Raw genomic sequence first — 18,651 nt, forward strand, 5'->3', positions numbered from 1 at the left:
GGCGTCGGCTTCACGGCTGACTCATGACGGGTCGACCTGCTTCCTTGATTCACTGCGGTTCCGGGTGGGTCCCGGAGCCCATCTCCATGGTGAACGCCGCGTGCTCACGCAGCCCCGCGGCGTCGAGCGTGCCCTGGGCCCGAAGTGCCCGGGGGAACGCCCGCTTCCGCTCGGCCTTGGCCAGACAATCCGGTGCGGGATGCAGCCACGCGCCCCGCCCCGGCAGCCGCCGACGTTCGTCGACGACCAGCCGCCCGGCCACCGCGATCACTCGCAGCAGCTCACCGATCAGGACCCGCTGCCGGCAACCGACACACGTGCGTACCGGGAAGTGCCGGTGGCGCTGGAGGTCGGTCGTGTCGCCACATCCCCGCGGCGGACCCTGAACCAGTGATGAGTCTAGCGCTTCGACCTTCACTCAGCCGAACCGGTTGTCGCGGCGGGCCGCGCCTGTCCGGCGTGGTCTTGATCACCCGCCGGGTCGGCGGGTGCGGCGTCGCTGCGGATGTCGATGCGCCAGCCCGTGAGCCGGGCCGCGAGCCGCGCGTTCTGGCCCTCCTTGCCGATGGCGAGGGAGAGCTGGAAATCGGGCACGACGACGCGGGCCGTCTTCGCCCGCTCGTCCACGACACGTACCGAAACAACCTTCGCCGGGGACAATGCATTCCCCACGAAGCGGGCCGGATCCTCCGAGTAGTCGATGATGTCGATCTTCTCGCCGGCCAGCTCGCTCATCACGTTGCGCACGCGCGCGCCCATCGGGCCGATGCAGGCGCCCTTGGCGTTCACCCCGGGCACGGTGGAGCGCACCGCGATCTTGGTGCGGTGCCCCGATTCGCGCGCCACGGCGGCGATCTCGACGGTGCCGTCGGCGATCTCGGGCACCTCGAGCGCGAAGAGCTTGCGCACCAGGTTCGGGTGCGTGCGCGAGAGCATGATCTGCGGCCCGCGGTTGCTGCGGGAGACCCCGACCACGAACGCCTTGATGCGCGTGCCGTGCTCGTAGGACTCCCCCGCGACCTGCTCGCCCGAGGGCAGGATCCCCTCGGTGTCACCGACCTGGACCACGACCATGCCGCGGGCGTTGGCGCGCGCGTCGCGCTGCACCACACCGGCCACGATCTCGCCCTCCTTGGCGGAGAACTCGCCGAAGGTCTTCTCGTGCTCGGCGTCGCGCAGCCGCTGCAGGATGACCTGGCGGGCGGTCGTCGCGGCGATCCGGCCGAAGCCCTCCGGCGTGTCGTCCCACTCCTCGTCGACCTCGCCCTCGGGGGTGAGGGTGTGCGCGAGGACGCGGACGAGGCCGGTCTTCTTGTCGATGTCGATACGCGCGTGGGACTGGTGCCCCTCGGTGTGCTTGTAGGCGGTGAGCAGGGCCGTCTCGATGGCCTCGATCACCGTGTCGAAGGGGATGTCCTTGTCCCGTTCGATCGCCCGCAGCGCGGCGATGTCCACGTTCACTTCGGCTCCTCCTTCGCTTCCGTCTGGCCGGCAGGGGTGCTGCTCTTGCCGGACGCGTCCTCTTCCAACAGTTTGAGCTCGTCGACGGGTGGTTGCTTGAACTCGATCTCCACCACGGCCTTCGCCACCGACTTGTAGTGCACGTCTTTCAGCCGGCCCTCGAAGAGCACGGTCACGCGCTCCTCGCCGGCGTGGCCCACCCGCGCGACGAACTCCGCGCCGTCGGCGGGCGTGATGCGGACCAGGCGGAACTTCGCGCGTCGCCAGTGGCGCGGCTGCGCGAGCGGCCGGTCCAGCCCCGGCGAGGTGACCTCGAGGGTGTAGGCGCTCGCGAGCACGTGCTCGTTCTCGTCGAGCGCCGCCGACACCTTGCGGCTGATCTCGGCGATCTCGTCCAGCCCGACCCCGTCGTCGGAGTCGACGACGACCTTGACCAGCTGCTTGCGGCCGGCCTGCTGCACCTCGAACGAGTCGAGGTCGAAACCCGCGACGGTGACGGCTTCGGCCACTATCGGCTGAAGCCGGCTGGCGAGTTCGTTGGGCACGTGGAGCACTCCTGTTCGGCCGAGGTGACGCGGGCTGGTCACGACAGTGGTCGGTGGTGGACCAGCTTATCCTGCGCCCCCAGGAGGACGCGCGAGCGGCGGTGCCGGTGCCGGGCCTGGCAGGATGGGCCGACGTGACCGCAAGACCGACCGACCTTTCCCGGCGCGGCGTTCTGCGCCTGGGCGCCGTCGCCGCTTTGGCCCTCCCGCTGGTGGCCTGTTCCGGGGGATACGACGAGAGCCCCGACCCGCTCGCCCCGCTGCTGTCCGCCGCCGACGCGGACGCCGCTGCGGCCAGAGCCCTCGGAGGCGGGGTCGCCGGGCAGGTCGCCGACGCGCGCGCCGCCCAGGCCGCTGCCCTGAAACCCGAGGTGGACCGGCTGAACCGGCCCAAGCCGACCACGGCGCCCCCGCCCGCGCCCGCCGACCTGGGCGCGTTCAAAGAGCGCTTGGCGACGGCCCGCAAGCAGGCCGAGGACCTCGTGCCCTCGCTCCCGGCCTACCGCGCCGGCCTGGTCGCGGGCGTCGCGGCGGGCTGCGCGAGCCTGCAGCGCCTCGCCTCGACACTCGGGCCCGGCGAAGACGCCCAGGCCGTGGTCGCGCCCGCCGCCACCGCCGCGTCCGACGCCGTCGACCCCCTGCAGAAGGCGCTGGCCTCGGAGCACGCCGCGCTGTGGGTGTACGGGCTGGTCACGGCCTTCCTGCCGGGCGAGTTCGGCGACGCCCTGAAGGCCGGGCGCGCCGAGCACACCGCGCGCCGCGACGTCGTCACCCAGATGATCGAGGCCGCGGGCGGCACGCCGGTGGCCCCGGAAGCGGCGTACGTGCCGCCGAAGCCGGTCAAGGACACCGCCTCGGCCGCCGCCCTGGTGGCGAGCGCCGAGGAGGACTCGGCGGCCGCGTGGCTCGGCGTCGTGACCCACACGGACGACGCGGGGCTGCGGAAGATGGCTTTGCAGGCGTTGATCGCGGCGGCCCGGCGAGGCACGCCGTGGCGCCAGGAGGCGGACGAGAAGCCGACCGCACTGGCGATGCCGGGTCAGCCGGCTTGAGCTGGGTCCGGCGGTGAAAAAAAGGGCCGTTCCCGGTGTCTTCGGGAACGGCCCTTTTCGCGTCGTAGGGGTCAGCGCAGGTCGGGGCCGAGGTCCAGCGCGCTGGTGGCGATGCGCTTGAGCAGCACGTCGTCACGGTGCTTGGCGTAGAAGTCGGCCAGGACGATGGTGACGTCGGTGCCCGTGACCCGGGACTCGTACTCCGCCTGGTCGCCACTCACCTTGGGCGCGCCCGCGGCCTTGTACGTGCCGTCGCGCATCAGGTCGCTCACGTTGCCGGTGCCGTCCTGATCGGTGAGCGCCTTGAGCTGCGCCGCCTGCGCCGCGGTCGGCATGCTCACCTTGACGACGGAGACGAGCGCCTTCGCGTCGCCGTACTCGACCGTGAAAAGCCCGCGCGCGAGCGAGGAGCACGGGTTGGTCTGGAAGAACTTCTTGGTGTCGTCGTAGGCCTTCGCCGCGCAGTCGGTGGACTTGTTCGGGCCTTCCACCAGCTTGTAGTCGAAGGGGTTCGTCTTCACCGGCGCCTGCGCCACCGGCTCGGGCGTGCTGTCGTGCCGGATGAGGAACCAGACCAGCCCGGCCACGACGGCGATCGCGACCAGGCCCGCACCGCGCAGCAGCAGCGCCTTGGTGTCCTGCGGCCGCTGCGGCGGGGTTGGGCCTTGGCCGGAGCCGGGGCCGAGGCCGGGCGGCGACCCCGGCTGCGCGGGCACCGCAGCGAGCGGCGCCGTGTCCGAGGGACCGGGGGTGAATTGGGGACCGACCACGGGCACATACGGTAGTTCACCGCGCTGAGCGCCTTCAGCCGAATGCGGTGAGAAGGCGTTCGACGTCGTCAGGGGTGTTGTAGAGGTGGAATCCGACGCGGACCCGACCGGCGCGTTTGCTCACGACGAGGCCCGCCGCGGCGAGCCGGTCGGGGTCCGCGTCCAGCGACACGATGGCGGTGCCGCGGGGCGGGAGGTCCAGGGGGGCGAGCAGGGAGTCCGCGAGGCCGACGTTGTGGTCGCGGACGGCGGTGAGGTCGAGGCCGGCGACGTACTCCAGCGCCGGCGCCGCGCCGGTGTGGGCGAGCCAGACCGGGGAGAGGTCGAAGGCGCGGGCGTCGCGGGCCAGGTGCAGGGGCAGGCCGTAGACGGTGGTCCAGGGGTCGTCACCCGCGTACCACCCGGCGGCGACGGGTCGGGTGCGCTCGTGGGCGCGCGGGTGCACGGCCAGCCAGGCGCACCCGCGCGGCGAGAACAGCCACTTGTAGCCCGCGCACACCACCCAGTCGGCCCACGCGACGTCGAGCGGCAGCCAGCCGGCGGCCTGCGTGACGTCGAGCAGCACGGCCGCGCCGGCACTCTCCGCTGCGGTGCGCAGGGTCTCGGTGTCCAGGACGGTGCCGTCGGCGGACTGCACCAGGCTGACCGCCACGAGGTCCGTGGCCCTCGACGTGCCCGGCCAGCTGTGCCGGCGGCCGCTCGGTCACTTTGAGGTCGGGCCGCGCGGCGAACGGGAACGTGACACTCGTGAAGTCCCCGGCCGCCACCAGGACGCGCGCGCCCTCGGGCAGGCCTCCCGCGACGTTGGCGACCAGCTGGGACACCGACGCGCCGACGGCCACGCGGTCGGTCGGCACGCCGGTCAGCCGCGCGAAGGCGTTGCGTGAGCGCGCCACGGCCTCGTCGAACCCTCCCGGCAGGTCCGCCCCGACCCGCCAGCGCTGCACGGCCGCCGCCACGGCGTCCGCGACCGCTCCGGCGGGATCCCGATGCTCGGCGTGTTCAGGTACCCGGCGGGAACGGCGAACTCGGCTCCGAAGGCGCGCATGCCTTCGACGCTACTGAACCGGTGGCAGCAACCCGGCCACTTCCGCGTACGGAAGGCCGCCGCGTGCGAGGCGCGCATGGCTCCAGCTCCGCTGACGGCCGTGCGGGCTCCTCGAAACGTCGGCCTGGAAGGGCTCGTCCTGTACCGCCCCTCCCCCAAGTGCTTCTGAAACCGGTGGCGGCAATTCGGCCGCGTCGGCGTAAGGCCGCACCGGCTGCGCCTTGAGGCGCATGTCTCCAGCCCCCGCCGAGCTGTGGCCGTCCGGGCAGCCCGCCACGTCGGCACGGGAGGGCGGAAGCGCGCATCCGCTCACTACAGACCCGGCGGCAGCAACCCCGCCACCTCCGCGTGGACGACGGAAACGACAACGCCCGCGCCCCAAGGCGCGCGCCCGCCGGGCCGTGGCCGTGCGGGCAGCCCGCCACGTCGGCGAACGAACGAGGAAGCGGCGCCGTTCTACCGCGAAGCCCGCATCCCCCTCACTACAGGGCCGGTGGCAGCAAATCCGCTACCTCCGCGTAGGACGGCGGAGGCAGTGGCAGGGAAGTCCCGTCGCGGGCGGCGTCCACGGTCGCCAGGGCGGCGGCCAGCGCGACGCGGTACGGCGTCGAGCCCAGGCTCACCCTCGCCACCCCCAGCTCGGCGAGGCCGGCCAACGTGACGCGGCCCGGCAGGAACAGGACGTTGAGCGGCACGTCCACTGCCGCCACCACCTCCGCGACCTCGCCCGGGTCGGCGAGGCCCGGGACGAACACCCCGTCGGCGCCCGCGTCGCGGTAGGCGCGGGCCCGCGCGATCGCGGCGGAAACCGGGCCCGAGCCGAGCCAGTGGGTGTCCGTGCGCGCGTTCAGGAAAACGGGCGAAGCCGAACGCACGGCCGCGATCAAAGCGCTCTGCACCTCCACCGGCGCGAGGGTGCCGTCCGCGCGGCCGTCTTCGAGGTTCACGCCCACGGCGCCCGCTTCGGCGAGCTCCGCGACCAGGTCGGCGACCTCGGCCGGGTCCGCGCTGAAGCCGTCGGCGACGTCGACGCTCACCAGCACGTCCAGCGGAGCCAGCGCGCGGGTCAGCGCCACTGTCGCCGCGCGGGACGCCGGGGCCCCGTCGGCCAGGCCCGCGGCGGCCGACACGCCGAGGCTCGTCGTGCCGACCGCCGGGTGCCCCGCCGCGGCGAGCGCGGCCGCGAAGCCGAACTCCCACACATTGGGCAGCAGCAACGGTTTCCCGGGCACGTGCAGAGCGGCGAACGAAGTCATGCCCGCAACCTACGCGCGCGACGCTTCGGCGGCCGCCGAAGCAATCCGCTCAGGTGCCGCCTGCGATACCGAGGCCGCTGAGCCGAGCGCTCATTCGCCCGAATCGGCCGTCGCCCAACAGCACTCCGCTCAACTGCCGTTCCCCAGGTTCGGCCGCCACCGGCTGAGCGCGCGACCGCCACCCTCCACAATCGCTCGCCGCCCAGCCACATCCGCTCAAGCACTGCCCCGCCAGGTTCGGCCGCCACCGTGCTCCGCGCTCAACCGCCACCCATCGGTTTCGGTCGCCGGCCAACCCTCACCCGCCACTCACCGCAATCGAGTCACCGCCCAACCGCACGCACTCAGCTCCCGCCCGCCATGATCGCCACCCGGCGAGTGCGCAGCAGTCTGCGCAGCGCCGGCACCGCCGGGCCCGCGGCGTCGTCCAGCTGAGCGAGGCGCGCGGCATGGGGGCGGGACGAGCGGCGGGTGAATCCCACCTGGGCCGCCGCGGCGAGGGCGGTCAGCGCGGCGGCGCGGGTGTCCACTTCGGACAAGGGCGCGCGCAGCGCTCGGTCCACAGTGGCGCGGACCTCATCGGCCCGCACCCGATCGTCGAGGCGGAAAACCTTCCGGCGCAGCACCGGCGTGACGTGTGACCGCAGGAGTCCCGCGGCGGCCAGCTGCAGCTCCAGGGAGCGGAGGGTGTCGGCCGAGTTGCGGCGTAGCAGGCGTCGCCAGCGGGTCGGGCCCTCGTCGGCGAGGTCGGTGAGCAGGTCGTCGAGCAACAGGTCGCCGGTGGGGCCGTGGCCGGCAGCCGAGACGCGGCCGCCGGTGACCGTCAGGTGGCCGCGCAGCAGGAGGTCTGTGACAGCGGAAGCACGCACGAGCAGTGCGGCGTGGCCGCGTCTGCGGATGCGACCCTGGTCCGGGTCGCACGCGAGCAGGTAGGCCTGGGTAGCCAGCGAGGGGGTCATTGCCGCTTCACCGACGGCCAGATCTGGTCCCACGACTGCGTCCTTCCGGTGTAGAGCCAAACAAGTCCTGGCACGACCTCGGTCGCCGACGCGAAGTAAGGCTTCAGCAGCGTCGGGTCGAAGCCGGTGAAAAGCGCGTCCCGCGCCTGGTCCGGTGGCCGGTCGAAGTACCAGTAACCGCGGTGTCCACTGTAGACGTCGGTGATCCCGTACCGCGGGCCGTAGTACTCGACTGCCGCGGCGAACGGGTAGATCTCCGCGTACACCGCCGTCTGGGCCTTCACCCCGGGGGGCAACGACGAGTACGTCTGCCCGACGACGTCGGCGACCTGCTTCTGCGCCGTCTCGCCGTCCGCGAACACCGTGCCGAGCGAAAACGGCCCGAACGACGTCGCCGTGACCGACGCCGGCCACACCGGCAGCGCGGCGACGGTGACGGCGGCCGACAGCCCGAACGCGATCCCCACCGGGATCCGCCACCAGCGCACCAGGTCGCGCCGGCTCAGCTCCGTGGCCGCGGCCGCGAACGGCAGCGCGTAGAGGCTCATCAGGTAGTACGAACGGCCGTGAATCAGCACCACCACGACGGTGACCAGCAGCAACGCCAAGGCAAGGTAGCGGTACGGCCGCAGCTCGGGCGAGCGGAACAGGCGCCACACCCCGTAGAGCAGGGCCAGCACGCCGACGCCCATGCCCGCGCCGAGCAGCCCGTCGCGCGCGAAGGCGAAGTAGCCGGGGAACTCGGCGGCGACGACGTCGGCCATGTGCGCGTACGGCCAGTCGTGCGTGGCCTGCCAGCCGAGCGCGGGGATCGTGGCGACCACCGCGATCAGCGCGCCCAGCCACAGTTTCGGGTGGCTCAGCAGACGACGTGGGCCGACGACCGCCGCGGACACCAGCACGGCGGCCCACAGCGCGGGGATGAGGAACTTGACCTCCAGCGACACCGCCGTGACCGCGCCCGCCCACACGAGCGGGCCGTCGCGGCGCGTGCGGGTCCAGCGGACCAGCAGGAAGCCGACGACCGTCCACAGGAACGGGTCCAGCGCATAGGTGGAGACCCAGTGGCTGAGGACGACCAGGTTGGACGTGGCGGACAGCCCGCCCGCCATCAGCTGCGCCGGGCGGCGGCCGCCCAGTTCGCGGGCGATCAGCGCGGTGACCACCACGCCGGCGCCGACCGCGAGCGCCATCGGCAGCCGGAACGCGAGCAACGAACCGGGGAACAGGCGGTCGAGCGTGCCCGCGAGCAGCGGGACGAGCGGTGGCTGGTCGAAATACCCCCAGGCCGGATGATCTCGACCAGCCACCAGGAAATAGAGCTCGTCGAACCCGTGCGCGTAGCGGACGCTCGTGAGCCCGAGCAGCGCCGCCGCCAGCGCGGCCACGGTGAGCACCGGCAGCCGGGCGAACGGGGCGATCTCCCCCCTGCTGGTCTCGCGGCTCGTCATGAGGCTCGTCATGATCCGAGTCCACCGCGCCGGCCGGGGCCGGCGAAACGGTGATCGGTAGCCGGTGCGGACGACGAACGTTGTCCCGCGCGCAACTTTCGTTGCGGGTCCTGTCCCGGCCGGTGCGATTCCCCCGCGGCGGTCCGGACCAGCCGTTACCGTGACGGGGGTGAGCGAAGTGCGGCGTGGAACCTGGCCCCGGCCGGCCGAAATGGGCTGGCTGCTGGCGGCGGCGGTCCTGTTCGCCGGGCTCGACTTCGCGTTGCACTGGGCCGGACCGACGAGCGGGGCCTTCGGGCCGTACGCCGGGCTGGCGCTGCGCCTCGCGTGCGACCTTTCGCTGCTGGCGGTGTTCCGCTTCCCCGACGCGGTGGCCGGGATGCTCGTGGTGGCGTCGCTGGCGATGCTGGCGTCGGACCTGTTCTGGCCCGGGCTGCTGGTGCCCGCCGACCAGCCGAGCCTGATGACCGTGCCCACGGTGACGCCGGTGGTGCTGAGCCAGCTCCCGCGCGTGATGGACCGGCGGCGGTTGCTGTGGATCGGCGGCGTGCTGGCGGTGCTGGCGACGCGGCCGTGGGACCCCGCCTGGAACACAACGCCGTTCGGGCTGCTGAGCACCGCGTTGCCCGTGGCGGTGGCGCTGTACTTCGAGGCGCGCCGGCAGCTGCTGCGTTCACTGCGGGACCGGGCCGAGCGCGCCGAACGCGAGCAGCACCTGCTCGCGGAGCGGGCCCGCGCCGAGGAACGGCGGCGGCTCGCGGGCGAGATGCACGACGTGGTGACCCACCGGCTGAGCCTGATGGTGCTGCACGCGGGCGCGCTCGGCGTGGTGTCGACGGACCCGTCCGTGCGCTCCGCGGCCGAGGACATCCGCCGTGAGGGCGCGCACGCGCTCGACGAGCTGCGTGATCTGGTGGGCGTGCTGCGCGACGGTTCGAGCATCGAACCCCCCGCCGCTTCGCCGGCCCCGGTCGCTTCGCCGGCGGACCTGGTGGCCGAGTCGGTGGCCGTCGGCGTGGCCACGGAGCTTTCGGTGCGCGGGGACCCGGACCAGGTGTCGCCGACGGTGGCGCGCACGGCGTACCGCGTGGTGCAGGAAGCGCTGACGAACGTCCGCAAGCACGCGCCGGGTTCGTCGGCCGCCGTGTCGCTGCGGTACCACTCGGGTGGTCTCGACGTGTGCGTCACGAACACCCGCGGGTGCCTGCCGCCCGACCCGACGCTCGCCGGCAGCGGCTCGGGCTCCGGGCTGAGCGGGCTCCGGCAACGCGTCGAGCTCGTCGGCGGGCAGCTCGAGTCCGGCCCCGAGCCGGGCGGCGGATTCCGCGTCGGTGCGATACTTCCCGCCTACGTCCCGACGACGGAAGGTGCTCCCCGGTGATCACGGTGGTCGTGGCCGACGACGAGCCGATGGTCTGCGCGCACCTGCGCACGATCCTGGGGTCGGCCGAGGACCTCGCGGTGGTCGCTTCGGCCTCCGACGGCGCCGAAGCGGTCGAGGCCGTCGTCCGGCACCGCCCCGACGTCGTGCTCATGGACCTGCGCATGCCGGGCGTCGACGGTCTCACCGCCATCGCCCGCATCGTGCAACTGCCGGACCCACCCGCGGTCGTCGCGCTGACCACCTTCGACGCCGACACCTACGTCATCCGGGCGCTGCGCGCGGGCGCCGCGGGTTTCCTCGTGAAGTCCACACCGCCCGAAGACCTCATCGGCCTCGTCCGCGTCGCCGCCGACGGCCACACCGTCCTGTCCCCCTCCGCGGCCCGCCGCCTCGTCGCACTGTCGGCCGACGGCCACGCCCGCACCGCCTCGGCCCTCCGCCGCGCCGGCGCCCTCACCGACCGCGAACGCGACGTCCTCACCTGCCTCGGCGAGGGACTGTCCAATGCGGACATCGCCGCCCGCCTGCACCTCGCGGAGGCCACGGTGAAGAGCTATGTGTCGCGGATGCTGGTGAAGCTGGAATGCGCGAACCGGACGCAGGCGGGGTTGCTGGCACATGAGGCCGGGTTGGTGAGTCGCTGAGGTTCAGGCCAGGGCGGTCGACTGCAGAGTCTCGTCCTCGTTGCGCAACTTGGCGAGCAGCGCCGTTCCGAGGTCGGTCAGCGCGTAGTGAGCGCCACCTCTCTGAGAGAGGAAGGAGTTCTCGGTGAGGTTCGTGATCAACTGCAGCGATTCCAATGAGTTCAGGATCATCCTCATCACCCACAGCCAGGTGTGGCATCGCGGCAACCACGTTGTCGCGGGAGCACTCACTCTCGGCGCCATAGTCGCCGCATCCTTGCCGGCGTCGGCCTTCACGTAGTTGGAGAGCTTTCCCTCGACGCGCTCCACCTCGCCGCAGCCACCTTCGTCAGCCATCGGCCCTCATTCGCGCTACCTCAAGCCGAAGCCGGCGTGTGTTCCGCGTCGAACGCCTCGCGGGCGGCGGTCACCTGGGTCATGTGGTGGCGGGCCCAGCGGTCGAGCATGTCGAGGGGCTCGGACAGGTCGCGGCCCAGCGGGGTGAGTTCGTATTCCACGCGGGGTGGGATGACGGGGTAGGCCGTGCGCGTGAGGATGCCGTCGCGGACGAGGCTGCGGAGGGTTTGCGTCAGGACTTTCTGGGAGATGCCCTCGACGCGTTTGCCGATCTGGGTGAAGCGCAGCGGGCCGTCGCGGAGGGAGCCGACGATGAGGACGGTCCACTGGTCGCCGATGCGGTCGAGGAGCTGGCGGGTCGGGCAGTCGCGGTCGTAAGGGTTTCCCAGCACCACAGGCCTCCTCGAATCACTCTCTCAAAGAGAGTAACACTCCTGGGCACCACCGCACCTCAACCCGAGGGCACCGCCGCACCCCCAGCGCAGCGCTGCCCGAACCCGAGGGCCGGAAACCTACCGAGCGACCCGAGACGTCTCCGCCACCAAACCCGCCACCACGCGGCCGATGAACCGCGCCAGCACCAGCCGGTAGAACCACCCCGTCCCCGGCACCTTGCCCGTGAACGACGAGTGCCAGTGGATCTCCGTGCCGCCGTCGACCGGGGTCAGGTCGACGTAGGCGCGATAGTCGCGAAGGGGCAGGCCGCTGCGCAAGGCGTAGCCGAAATGGCGGTCGGGGACCAGTTCGATCACCTCCTCGCAGGAGCGCGTGCGGCCGGTGCGGAACACGCGCAGCGCACCCAGCCCCTCGCGTTCCGACGAACCCGCACGGGCCAGTTCGAACGAGCCCAGCGGCGACCAGCGCGGCCAGCTCTCGCCGTCGCGCAGCAGCGCGTAGACCGTCGCCGGATCGGCGGGCGTGCGGGCCCGGACCGAGATTCGTTGCATCAGGCCTCCTCAAAGAGCATGTACCACGTGGTACATGTACCATCTGGTACATGGCGGAGGCAAGGGCGAAGCTCCTCGACGCGGCCGTCGAGCACATCGCGCGGAACGGGGCAGAGCAGAGCCTCCGCGCGCTCGCGACGGCGCTCGGCACGAGCCACCGGATGCTCATCTACCACTTCGGCTCGAAGGAAGGCCTGCTCACGCAGGTCGCGCGCGAGGTGGAACGCCGGCAGCGCGCCGTGCTCGCCGACCTCGACCCGAGCCTGCCGCCGGACGAGCTGGCGCGCGTGTTCTGGCGCCGGCTCACCGACGAAGCGCTGCGCCACAACGAAAAGCTCTTCTTCCAGCTCTACGGCCAAGCCCTCGGCGGCGCGCCCGGCACGGCGGAGTTCCTCGACGGCGTGATCGACGGCTGGCTCGCGCCCGTCGAAGCGCTGCTCGAACGGCTCGGCGTGCCCGAGCAGCACCGCGCGGCGCAGGCCCGGCTCGGCCTCGCCGTGGCGCGCGGGCTGCTGCTCGACCTCGTCACCACGGGTGACCGCGAAGCCGTCGACGCGGCGATGGAACGCTTCCTGAACCTGCAGAACGCCGGTTTCTTGCAGACCTGACCCTTGACTTGACGTTTTCCTGCATCCACGATGCAGTCGTGCCCGACGAAGTCAAAGTCAGCGATCTGGACCGGCGCATCGTCGCCGCATTGCAGCTCAACGGGCGCGCGTCGTGGGGCGCGATCGCCCGGCACGTGGGCACGAGCGAGTCCACCGTGCTGCGCCGCGCCGGCCAGCTGACGGAATCCGGCCAGCTGCGCGTGATCGGCGTGGTCGACGTGCTGCGCTGCGGCCTCGGCGTGCCGGTGCTGGCGCGGCTGCGGTGCCGGCCCGGTACGGCGGCCGCCGTCGCCGAGGCGCTGGCCGCGCGGCCCGAGGTCCGCTACGCCACCGTGCTCGCCGGCAGTGCCGACTGCTCAGCCGAGTTCGTGCTCCCCACCTACCGCGAAATCGCGCGTCTCCAGGGCGATTTCCCCGCCGCCGACAACGTCCGCGACGCCGAGACCTTCGCCGTGATGCGCACGTTCACCTCCAACCACGACTGGAACTCCGGCGAGCTCAGCGCGGAAGCGGCGGCCGAGCTGCGCGGCGGCGAGGTACGGCCGTTCGAGGAACAGCACTGGGAACGCCCCCCGGAGCAGCTGGACGAGCTGGACCTCGCGATCAGCGCCGCACTCGGCGAAGACGGCCGGCTGTCGTTCAAAGAGGTCTCGCGCCAGGTCGGCACGAGCGAGTCCACCGTCGCGCGCCGCATCGACTCCCTCGTACGCCGTGGTTGCCTGCGCTTCCGCACGCTCGCCGAGCCCGCGATGTTCGGCTACGCCCTCGAGTTCATGCTCTGGCTCTCGGTCGTCCCGGCCGAGCTCGACCGCGCCGGACAGCAGCTCGCCGCTCACCCGGGCACCAAGTACCTCAGCGCCACGACCGGCCGCTTCAACCTCGTCGGCCAGATCGTGCTGCGTCACTACGGCGAGCTCTACCGCCACACCACCGACGTCGTCGGCGCCCTGCCGGGCCTGCGGGAAGCCGACGTGACCCTGCAGGTCTCGACCCTCAAACGCGCCTGGTCGCCCACGCCGGCGGCCACAGCAACCCGGGAGGAAGCATGACCGAACAACCATGGCTCTGGGACGAGAAGACGTGGCGGGGACACGTCGAGCACGTCCGCGCCGGCCGCTCACTGCGGCCGGCGTCGTGGCCCGGCGGCGCGAAGGTGGCCGTGGCGCTGTCCTTCGACTCCGACCACGAGACGCCCGCCCTGCGCGACGGTGAAGTGCTGCCCGGCAAGCTCGCCCAAGGCGAGTACGGCGCCCGCGTCGGCGTGCCGCGCCTGCTCAAACTGCTGGACCGCTTCAACGCCCCCGCGTCCTTCTTCGTCCCCGCCGTGTCGGCCCTGCTGCACGACGGCGAAGTCAAGTCCTATGTGGACGCCGGTCACGAAGTGGCCCTGCACGGCTGGATCCACGAACGCAACACCGCGCTGGCCGAGACCGAGGAGCGCGACCTCGCCTTCCGCGCCGCCGACGTGCTGGAACGCCTCACCGGCACCCGTCCGGTCGGCATCCGCACGCCGTCGTGGGACTTCTCGGCCCACACCCTCTCCATCACGCGCGAGCTCGGCCTGAAGTACGACTCCTCGCTGATGGCCGACGACGACTGCTACGAGCTGCTCGAGAACGGCGAGCCCACCGGCGTCGTCGAGCTGCCCGTGGAGTGGATCCGCGACGACGCGCCGTACTTCATGATGGACCGCTTCGCCTCGCTGCGGCCGTACACGCCGCCGCGTGGAGTGCTCTCGATCTGGCGCGACGAGTTCGACGCCGCCTACGCCGAGGGCGGGCTCTTCCAGCTCACCATGCACCCGCACATCATCGGGCACCGCTCACGCGTCACGATCCTCACCGAGCTGCTCGACCACATCAGCGGCCACGCCGGCGTGTGGTTCGCCACCCACGCCCAGGTCGTCGACCACGTCCTCGCAACCGAAGGGACGCAGCCATGACGACCGTACCGTCCACTTCGGATACCTCCACCAAAACCCACCGCCTGAACCCGAAGCAGCGCAAAGCGATCGTCGCCGGCTCGATCGGCAACACCGTCGAGTGGGTCGACTGGGCGGTGTACGCCACCTTCTCCCCCATCTTCGCCGGCCAGTTCTTCGCCGGCGGCAACGAAACCACGGCACTGCTGTCCACGCTGGCCGTGTTCGCCGTCGGCTTCGTGATGCGCCCGATCGGCGGCGCGGTGCTCGGCGCGTATGCCGACCGGCGCGGCCGCAAGAAGGGCCTCACACTCACCATCTCGCTGATGGCGGGCGCGTCGATCGTGATCGCGGTCTGCCCCACCTACACACAGATCGGCGTCGGCGCCCCGATCGTCCTGCTGCTCGCCCGGCTCGTGCAGGGCTTCTCGGCGGGCGGCGAGTTCGGTTCGTCGTCGGCGTTCCTCATCGAGTCGGCCGCCACCGGACGCCGGGCGTTCGCCGGGTCCTGGCAGCAAGTCTCCGTCGGCGCCGGCTCGCTCATCGCGGCCCTGCTCGGCACCATCCTCAACTCGACACTGTCCGACTCCGACCTGCACGGCTGGGGCTGGCGCCTCGCGTTCGGCGTCGCCGGGCTGCTGGGCCTGGTCGGGCTGTGGCTGCGCCGCTCGGTGCACGAGACGGAGGCGTTCGGCAAGATCACCGCCAAACCACGCCGGAACCCCGTCGTCGCGATGTTCCGCGACCACCCGGGCGCGGCGCTGCGCGTGGCCGGCGTGACGATCGCCGGCACGCTCATCTACTACGTGTGGGTCAGCTACATGCCGGCCTACGCCCACCTCGCCACCGGAATCCCGCTCAAGACGGCGCTGCTGGCCAACACGCTGGCGATGCTCGTGTTCATCTGCCTGCTGCCCTTCGGCGGGCTGCTGTCCGACCGCATCGGCCGCAAACCCACGATGACGGCGTTCGCGGCCGGGTTCGTGATCTTCGCGTGGCCCGCGTTCCACTTCCTGGCCAACGGGTTCTGGAGCGTTTTCGTGATCGAGCTCATCGGGCTCGTGCTGATCGTCGGCTACTCGGCCAACTGCGCGGTGATCATGGCCGAGCAGTTCCCGCCCGAGGTGCGCACCACCGGCATCGGGCTGCCCTACGCGCTGGCCGTCGCCGTGTTCGGCGGCACCGCGCCGTACGTCACGACCTGGCTCAACGCCAATCACCACGGGGATCTCGTGTGGATCTACGTCGCCGTCGCTGCGTTGATCGGCGTCGCGGTGTACCTCACGATGCCCGAGACGAAGGGAAAGCAGCTCTAGTGCGCACTGTGCTCGTCACCGGTGCCGCGGGCGGGATCGGGGCCGCGATCGCGGCCCGCTTCGCCGCCGCGGGCGACCGGCTGACTTTGTCGGACCTGCGTCCGGCCGAACTGTCCGCGGTGGCCGGAAAGCTACGCGCCGACCACGGCGTGACCGTGGCCGAGCTGCCCGGCGACCTCGCCGACGCCGCCTACGCCGAAGGCCTGGTGGACGCGGCCGGCGCGGTCGACGTGCTCGTCAACGCGGCCGGTATCTACCCCGCCACGCGCCTGCTCGACATGACCGCGCAGCGCTGGGATCGCGTGCAGGACGTGAACGTACGGGCGGCGGTGCTCACCACCGTCGCGTTCGGACGCAAGCACGTGGCCGCCGGCACCACCGGCGCGGTCGTGAACATCTCCTCCGGCGCGGCCACGCGCGCCCGGCCCGGCGCCTCGCACTACGCGACGTCGAAGGCCGCGCTGGAGATGGCGACCAAGGCGTGTGCCGTGGAGCTCGGTCCGCACGGCATCCGCGTCAACGCCGTGAGCCCCGGGTTCGTGACGGTCGACAGCGAAGCCAATCCCGTGACCGAGGCCTACGCCGCGGCTGTGTCGGTGAACCCGCTCGGCCGCCGCGGTGTGCCGCGTGAGATCGCCGACGCCGTGTTCTGGCTCGCCGGCCCGGAAGCCGGGTGGATCACCGGCACGGTGCTACGCGTCGACGGCGGCTCGACCGCGGGTGCGGCGGGCCTGCCGCTGCACTGGTCCGGAGAAACCCCAGTCCAAACGGGAGGAAGCACTCATGTCTGACCGCCGCTCTTACACGGTGGTGGGTGGCGGCGCGATCGGCGGAACGCTGGCGTTCCACCTCGCGAAAGCCGGGCACCCGGTGGTGATCGTCGACGCCGACGCGGCGCATGTGGCCACGATCAACGAGCGCGGGCTGACGCTGGTGCGATCCGAAGGTGAGGAGCGCGTCGACCTTCCCGCGTTCGTTCCCGACGAGGCGCCGCCGGAGCTGAGCCGCGTGCTGCTCTCCGTGAAGGCCCAGGCCACGGAGCACGCCATGCAGTGGCTCGAACCGCGGCTGGCGTCCGACGGGTTCGTGGTGTCCCTGCAGAACGGCCTCAACGAGCAGCTCATCGCGTCGTTCGTCGGCGAGCAGCGCACGGTGGGCGCGTTCGTGAACCTCTTCGCCGACGTCGCCGAGCCCGGCGTGGTGCGCGACGGCGGGGCCGGCGCCCTGGTCATCGGCGAGCCCGACGGCCGGATCACCGGCCGTGTCGAGGAAGTCGTGGCCGATCTGCAGGCCTGGGGCCCGGCCAAGGCGACCGCCAACGTCGAGGGCTACCTGTGGGCCAAGCTCGGCTTCGGCGCGATGCTGACCACGACCGCACTGGCCGACGCGCCGATGGCCGACCTCATCGACCGGCACCAGCCGCTGATGCACGCGCTCGCGGCCGAGGTGTTCGCCGCGGCCGGTTCGCGGGTCCTGGAGCCGTTCGACCAGTTCGATCCCACCGCGTACCTGCCGGGCGCGGACGGGCGCGAGGCGGCGACGGACCGGCTGGTGGCCTGGCTGCGCTCGCAGCCGAAGGACCGCAGCGGGATCTGGCGCGACATCGCCGTGCGCCACCGTCCGGTGGAGGTCTTCCACCACTACGCGCCGGTGCTCGACGAAGCCGCCGAGCTGGGGATCGGCCTGCCGCTGCTCACGGCCGTGCTCAAACGCCTCGGCGACGTCGAGGCCGGCGCCGCGATGTCCGAGGACCACCTCACCGAACTGGAGGCACACCTGTGACCGGAATCCGCGAGCTGCACGAGTGGGTGCGCGCGCACCGCGACGACCTGCTCGCCGACCTCGCCGAGTACGTCGGCATCGAGACTCCCAGTGACGACAAGGAAAGTCTCATCCGCGGGCTGTCCTGGGTGGACGGCTGGCTGCGCTCCCGGCTCGGCGATCCGACGGCCGTGCGTGAAGTCGACGGCGGCCGCCACGGCGACATCAAGGTCTACGACTACCCCGGCGCCGGCGAGCAGCCCGTCCTCCTGCTCTGCCACTACGACACCGTGTGGCCGCTGGGCACGCTCGCCGAGTGGCCGTTCACCGTCGACGGCGACCGCGCGACCGGGCCGGGCATCTTCGACATGAAGTCGGGCCTGGTCCACGCCGTGTGGGCGCTGCGCGCACTCGACGCCGCCGGCGTGGCCCGCCCGGCGATCCGGCTGGTCCTCAACGGCGACGAGGAGCTCGGCAGCCCCGCCTCGCGGCCGACGATCGAGGAGGCGGCCGCGGGCACGAAGGCGACGCTGGTGTTCGAAGCCAGCGCCGACGGTGCGGTGAAGACCTCCCGCAAAGGCGTGGGCCTGTTCCAGGTACACGCGAAAGGCGTGGAATCCCACGCGGGCCTCGACCCGACGAAGGGCGCGAGCGCGATCGACGAGCTGGCCCGCGCGATCCTGGCCCTGCACGCGATGACCGACCTTGACGCCGGGACCACCGTGAACGTCGGTGTGATCTCCGGCGGCAGCAGGCAGAACGTGATCGCGGGGGCGGCGCGCGGGGAGATCGACGTGCGCGTGTCCAGCGCCGCCGAAGCCGCGCGCATCGACGCGGGCGTCGCGGCCATCACGGCCCACGACCCGCGCGCCACCGTCACCGTGGAGGGCGGCTGGAACCGGCCCGTGATGGAGCGTTCGGACGGCATCGCCCGGCTCTACGAGCTCGCGCGCGGCCTCGCGGCCGAGCTGGGCGTGACCCTGCGCGAATGCTCCGTCGGCGGCGCGAGCGACGGCAACTTCGTGGCCGCCCTGGGCCACCCCGTCCTCGACGGCTTCGGCGCCGTCGGCGACGGCGCCCACGCGCGTCACGAGCACATCAGCGTCGAAGGCATGCTCGAACGCACCGCGCTGGCGGCCGCGGTCCTGCACCGGCTCGGCACCGAGTAGGCACCCGGGCTTTACGAAGCCCG

20 protein-coding genes and 1 pseudogene are annotated in these 18,651 nt (G+C 72.2%); 10 read left to right on the plus strand and 11 right to left on the minus strand.

Annotated elements, in window-relative coordinates; translation table 11 throughout:
• Window positions 1–49: 49 nt before the first annotated feature.
• The 3 genes from AB0M56_RS21745 to rimP form a co-directional block, all read right to left on the minus strand.
• On the minus strand, window positions 50–271 hold the full coding sequence (locus AB0M56_RS21745; RefSeq protein WP_364178959.1) for a YlxR family protein: 222 nt from the start codon (window positions 269–271) through the stop codon (window positions 50–52).
• A 143-nt stretch (window positions 272–414) separates the two neighbouring features.
• Window positions 415–1,461 carry a transcription termination factor NusA gene (gene nusA, locus AB0M56_RS21750; protein ID WP_364178960.1) on the minus strand — a complete coding sequence of 349 codons (1,047 nt, stop codon included), beginning with the start codon at window positions 1,459–1,461 and terminating at the stop codon, window positions 415–417.
• Window positions 1,458–2,006 (minus strand): ribosome maturation factor RimP, encoded by a 549-nt coding sequence (rimP, locus tag AB0M56_RS21755; RefSeq protein ID WP_364178962.1) that lies wholly within the window; start codon window positions 2,004–2,006, stop codon window positions 1,458–1,460. Before rimP ends, nusA begins: the two co-directional genes overlap by 4 nt.
• Window positions 2,007–2,140: 134 nt before the next feature.
• On the opposite strand from rimP, the gene AB0M56_RS21760 reads away from it, so the two are divergent.
• Window positions 2,141–3,058, plus strand: a complete 918-nt coding sequence (locus AB0M56_RS21760; protein ID WP_364179277.1) for a ferritin-like domain-containing protein — start codon at window positions 2,141–2,143, stop codon at window positions 3,056–3,058.
• Between the two features lie 71 nt (window positions 3,059–3,129).
• Here the strand turns inward: AB0M56_RS21760 and AB0M56_RS21765 are convergent, their stop codons facing one another.
• The 5 genes and pseudogenes from AB0M56_RS21765 to AB0M56_RS21785 form a co-directional block, all read right to left on the minus strand.
• Window positions 3,130–3,774: a hypothetical protein gene (locus tag AB0M56_RS21765; protein WP_364179278.1), complete on the minus strand. Its 645-nt coding sequence runs from the start codon at window positions 3,772–3,774 to the stop codon at window positions 3,130–3,132.
• Window positions 3,775–3,862: 88 nt separating this feature from the next.
• A pseudogene (locus AB0M56_RS21770) lies at window positions 3,863–4,876 on the minus strand (aminotransferase class V-fold PLP-dependent enzyme).
• Between the two features lie 482 nt (window positions 4,877–5,358).
• Window positions 5,359–6,132: an isocitrate lyase/phosphoenolpyruvate mutase family protein gene (locus tag AB0M56_RS21775; protein WP_364178963.1), complete on the minus strand. Its 774-nt coding sequence runs from the start codon at window positions 6,130–6,132 to the stop codon at window positions 5,359–5,361.
• 344 nt (window positions 6,133–6,476) lie between these two features.
• On the minus strand, window positions 6,477–7,091 hold the full coding sequence (locus AB0M56_RS21780; protein WP_364178965.1) for a GPP34 family phosphoprotein: 615 nt from the start codon (window positions 7,089–7,091) through the stop codon (window positions 6,477–6,479).
• Complete coding sequence (locus AB0M56_RS21785; protein ID WP_364178967.1) at window positions 7,088–8,554, minus strand: glycosyltransferase family 39 protein; 1,467 nt, start codon at window positions 8,552–8,554, stop codon at window positions 7,088–7,090. Before AB0M56_RS21785 ends, AB0M56_RS21780 begins: the two co-directional genes overlap by 4 nt.
• A 157-nt stretch (window positions 8,555–8,711) precedes the next feature.
• Here AB0M56_RS21785 and AB0M56_RS21790 point away from each other — a divergent pair, with 157 nt between their 5' ends.
• Both AB0M56_RS21790 and AB0M56_RS21795 read left to right on the plus strand, forming a co-directional pair.
• A complete protein-coding gene (locus tag AB0M56_RS21790; RefSeq protein ID WP_364178969.1) occupies window positions 8,712–9,923 on the plus strand; it encodes a histidine kinase in 1,212 nt (403 codons plus the stop codon).
• Window positions 9,920–10,570: a response regulator transcription factor gene (locus AB0M56_RS21795; protein ID WP_364178971.1), complete on the plus strand. Its 651-nt coding sequence runs from the start codon at window positions 9,920–9,922 to the stop codon at window positions 10,568–10,570. The genes AB0M56_RS21790 and AB0M56_RS21795 overlap by 4 nt, the downstream gene beginning before the upstream one ends.
• Window positions 10,571–10,573: 3 nt before the next feature.
• Here AB0M56_RS21795 and AB0M56_RS21800 read toward each other — a convergent pair whose 3' ends face one another.
• The 3 genes from AB0M56_RS21800 to AB0M56_RS21810 all read right to left on the minus strand — a co-directional run bounded on the left by AB0M56_RS21800 (window position 10,574) and on the right by AB0M56_RS21810 (window position 11,853).
• The gene (locus AB0M56_RS21800) at window positions 10,574–10,906 is read right to left on the minus strand and encodes a hypothetical protein (RefSeq protein WP_364178972.1); all 333 of its coding nucleotides are present in this window, start codon (window positions 10,904–10,906) and stop codon (window positions 10,574–10,576) included.
• A 20-nt stretch (window positions 10,907–10,926) separates the two neighbouring features.
• On the minus strand, window positions 10,927–11,298 hold the full coding sequence (locus AB0M56_RS21805) for a helix-turn-helix domain-containing protein (protein WP_364178974.1): 372 nt from the start codon (window positions 11,296–11,298) through the stop codon (window positions 10,927–10,929).
• A 120-nt stretch (window positions 11,299–11,418) separates the two neighbouring features.
• Window positions 11,419–11,853, minus strand: coding sequence for an SRPBCC family protein (locus tag AB0M56_RS21810; protein WP_364178976.1), 435 nt, complete (start codon window positions 11,851–11,853; stop codon window positions 11,419–11,421).
• A gap of 50 nt (window positions 11,854–11,903) precedes the next feature.
• Here AB0M56_RS21810 and AB0M56_RS21815 point away from each other — a divergent pair, with 50 nt between their 5' ends.
• Genes AB0M56_RS21815 through AB0M56_RS21845 form a run of 7 tightly spaced genes read left to right on the plus strand, consistent with a single transcriptional unit; the run spans window position 11,904 to window position 18,628 of the window.
• The gene (locus tag AB0M56_RS21815; protein WP_364178978.1) at window positions 11,904–12,461 is read left to right on the plus strand and encodes a TetR/AcrR family transcriptional regulator; all 558 of its coding nucleotides are present in this window, start codon (window positions 11,904–11,906) and stop codon (window positions 12,459–12,461) included.
• Window positions 12,462–12,499: 38 nt separating this feature from the next.
• Window positions 12,500–13,510, plus strand: a complete 1,011-nt coding sequence (locus AB0M56_RS21820; protein ID WP_364178980.1) for an Lrp/AsnC family transcriptional regulator — start codon at window positions 12,500–12,502, stop codon at window positions 13,508–13,510.
• Window positions 13,507–14,403, plus strand: a complete 897-nt coding sequence (locus AB0M56_RS21825; RefSeq protein WP_364178981.1) for a polysaccharide deacetylase — start codon at window positions 13,507–13,509, stop codon at window positions 14,401–14,403. The genes AB0M56_RS21820 and AB0M56_RS21825 overlap by 4 nt, the downstream gene beginning before the upstream one ends.
• Window positions 14,400–15,698 (plus strand): MFS transporter, encoded by a 1,299-nt coding sequence (locus tag AB0M56_RS21830; protein ID WP_364178983.1) that lies wholly within the window; start codon window positions 14,400–14,402, stop codon window positions 15,696–15,698. The genes AB0M56_RS21825 and AB0M56_RS21830 overlap by 4 nt, the downstream gene beginning before the upstream one ends.
• Window positions 15,698–16,489 (plus strand): SDR family oxidoreductase, encoded by a 792-nt coding sequence (locus AB0M56_RS21835; RefSeq protein WP_364178985.1) that lies wholly within the window; start codon window positions 15,698–15,700, stop codon window positions 16,487–16,489. Before AB0M56_RS21830 ends, AB0M56_RS21835 begins: the two co-directional genes overlap by 1 nt.
• On the plus strand, window positions 16,482–17,480 hold the full coding sequence (locus AB0M56_RS21840) for a 2-dehydropantoate 2-reductase (RefSeq protein WP_364178987.1): 999 nt from the start codon (window positions 16,482–16,484) through the stop codon (window positions 17,478–17,480). The genes AB0M56_RS21835 and AB0M56_RS21840 overlap by 8 nt, the downstream gene beginning before the upstream one ends.
• Entirely contained in the window at window positions 17,477–18,628 is a 1,152-nt protein-coding gene (locus AB0M56_RS21845) for a M20 family metallopeptidase (RefSeq protein WP_364178988.1), read from the plus strand. The genes AB0M56_RS21840 and AB0M56_RS21845 overlap by 4 nt, the downstream gene beginning before the upstream one ends.
• Window positions 18,629–18,651: the final 23 nt, after the last annotated feature.

Source organism: Amycolatopsis sp. NPDC051372 (genome assembly GCF_040682095.1).
Lineage (GTDB): Bacteria > Actinomycetota > Actinomycetes > Mycobacteriales > Pseudonocardiaceae > Amycolatopsis.

Coding starts and splice junctions, on each gene's coding strand:
- AB0M56_RS21800 (WP_364178972.1), bottom strand. CDS start 10,906: ATGGCTGACGAAGGTGGCTGCGGCGAGGTGGAGCGCGTCGAGGGAAAG.
- AB0M56_RS21785 (WP_364178967.1), bottom strand. CDS start 8,554: ATGACGAGCCTCATGACGAGCCGCGAGACCAGCAGGGGGGAGATCGCC.
- AB0M56_RS21825 (WP_364178981.1), top strand. CDS start 13,507: ATGACCGAACAACCATGGCTCTGGGACGAGAAGACGTGGCGGGGACAC.
- AB0M56_RS21830 (WP_364178983.1), top strand. CDS start 14,400: ATGACGACCGTACCGTCCACTTCGGATACCTCCACCAAAACCCACCGC.
- AB0M56_RS21840 (WP_364178987.1), top strand. CDS start 16,482: ATGTCTGACCGCCGCTCTTACACGGTGGTGGGTGGCGGCGCGATCGGC.
- AB0M56_RS21780 (WP_364178965.1), bottom strand. CDS start 7,091: ATGACCCCCTCGCTGGCTACCCAGGCCTACCTGCTCGCGTGCGACCCG.
- AB0M56_RS21810 (WP_364178976.1), bottom strand. CDS start 11,853: ATGCAACGAATCTCGGTCCGGGCCCGCACGCCCGCCGATCCGGCGACG.
- AB0M56_RS21815 (WP_364178978.1), top strand. CDS start 11,904: ATGGCGGAGGCAAGGGCGAAGCTCCTCGACGCGGCCGTCGAGCACATC.
- AB0M56_RS21775 (WP_364178963.1), bottom strand. CDS start 6,132: ATGACTTCGTTCGCCGCTCTGCACGTGCCCGGGAAACCGTTGCTGCTG.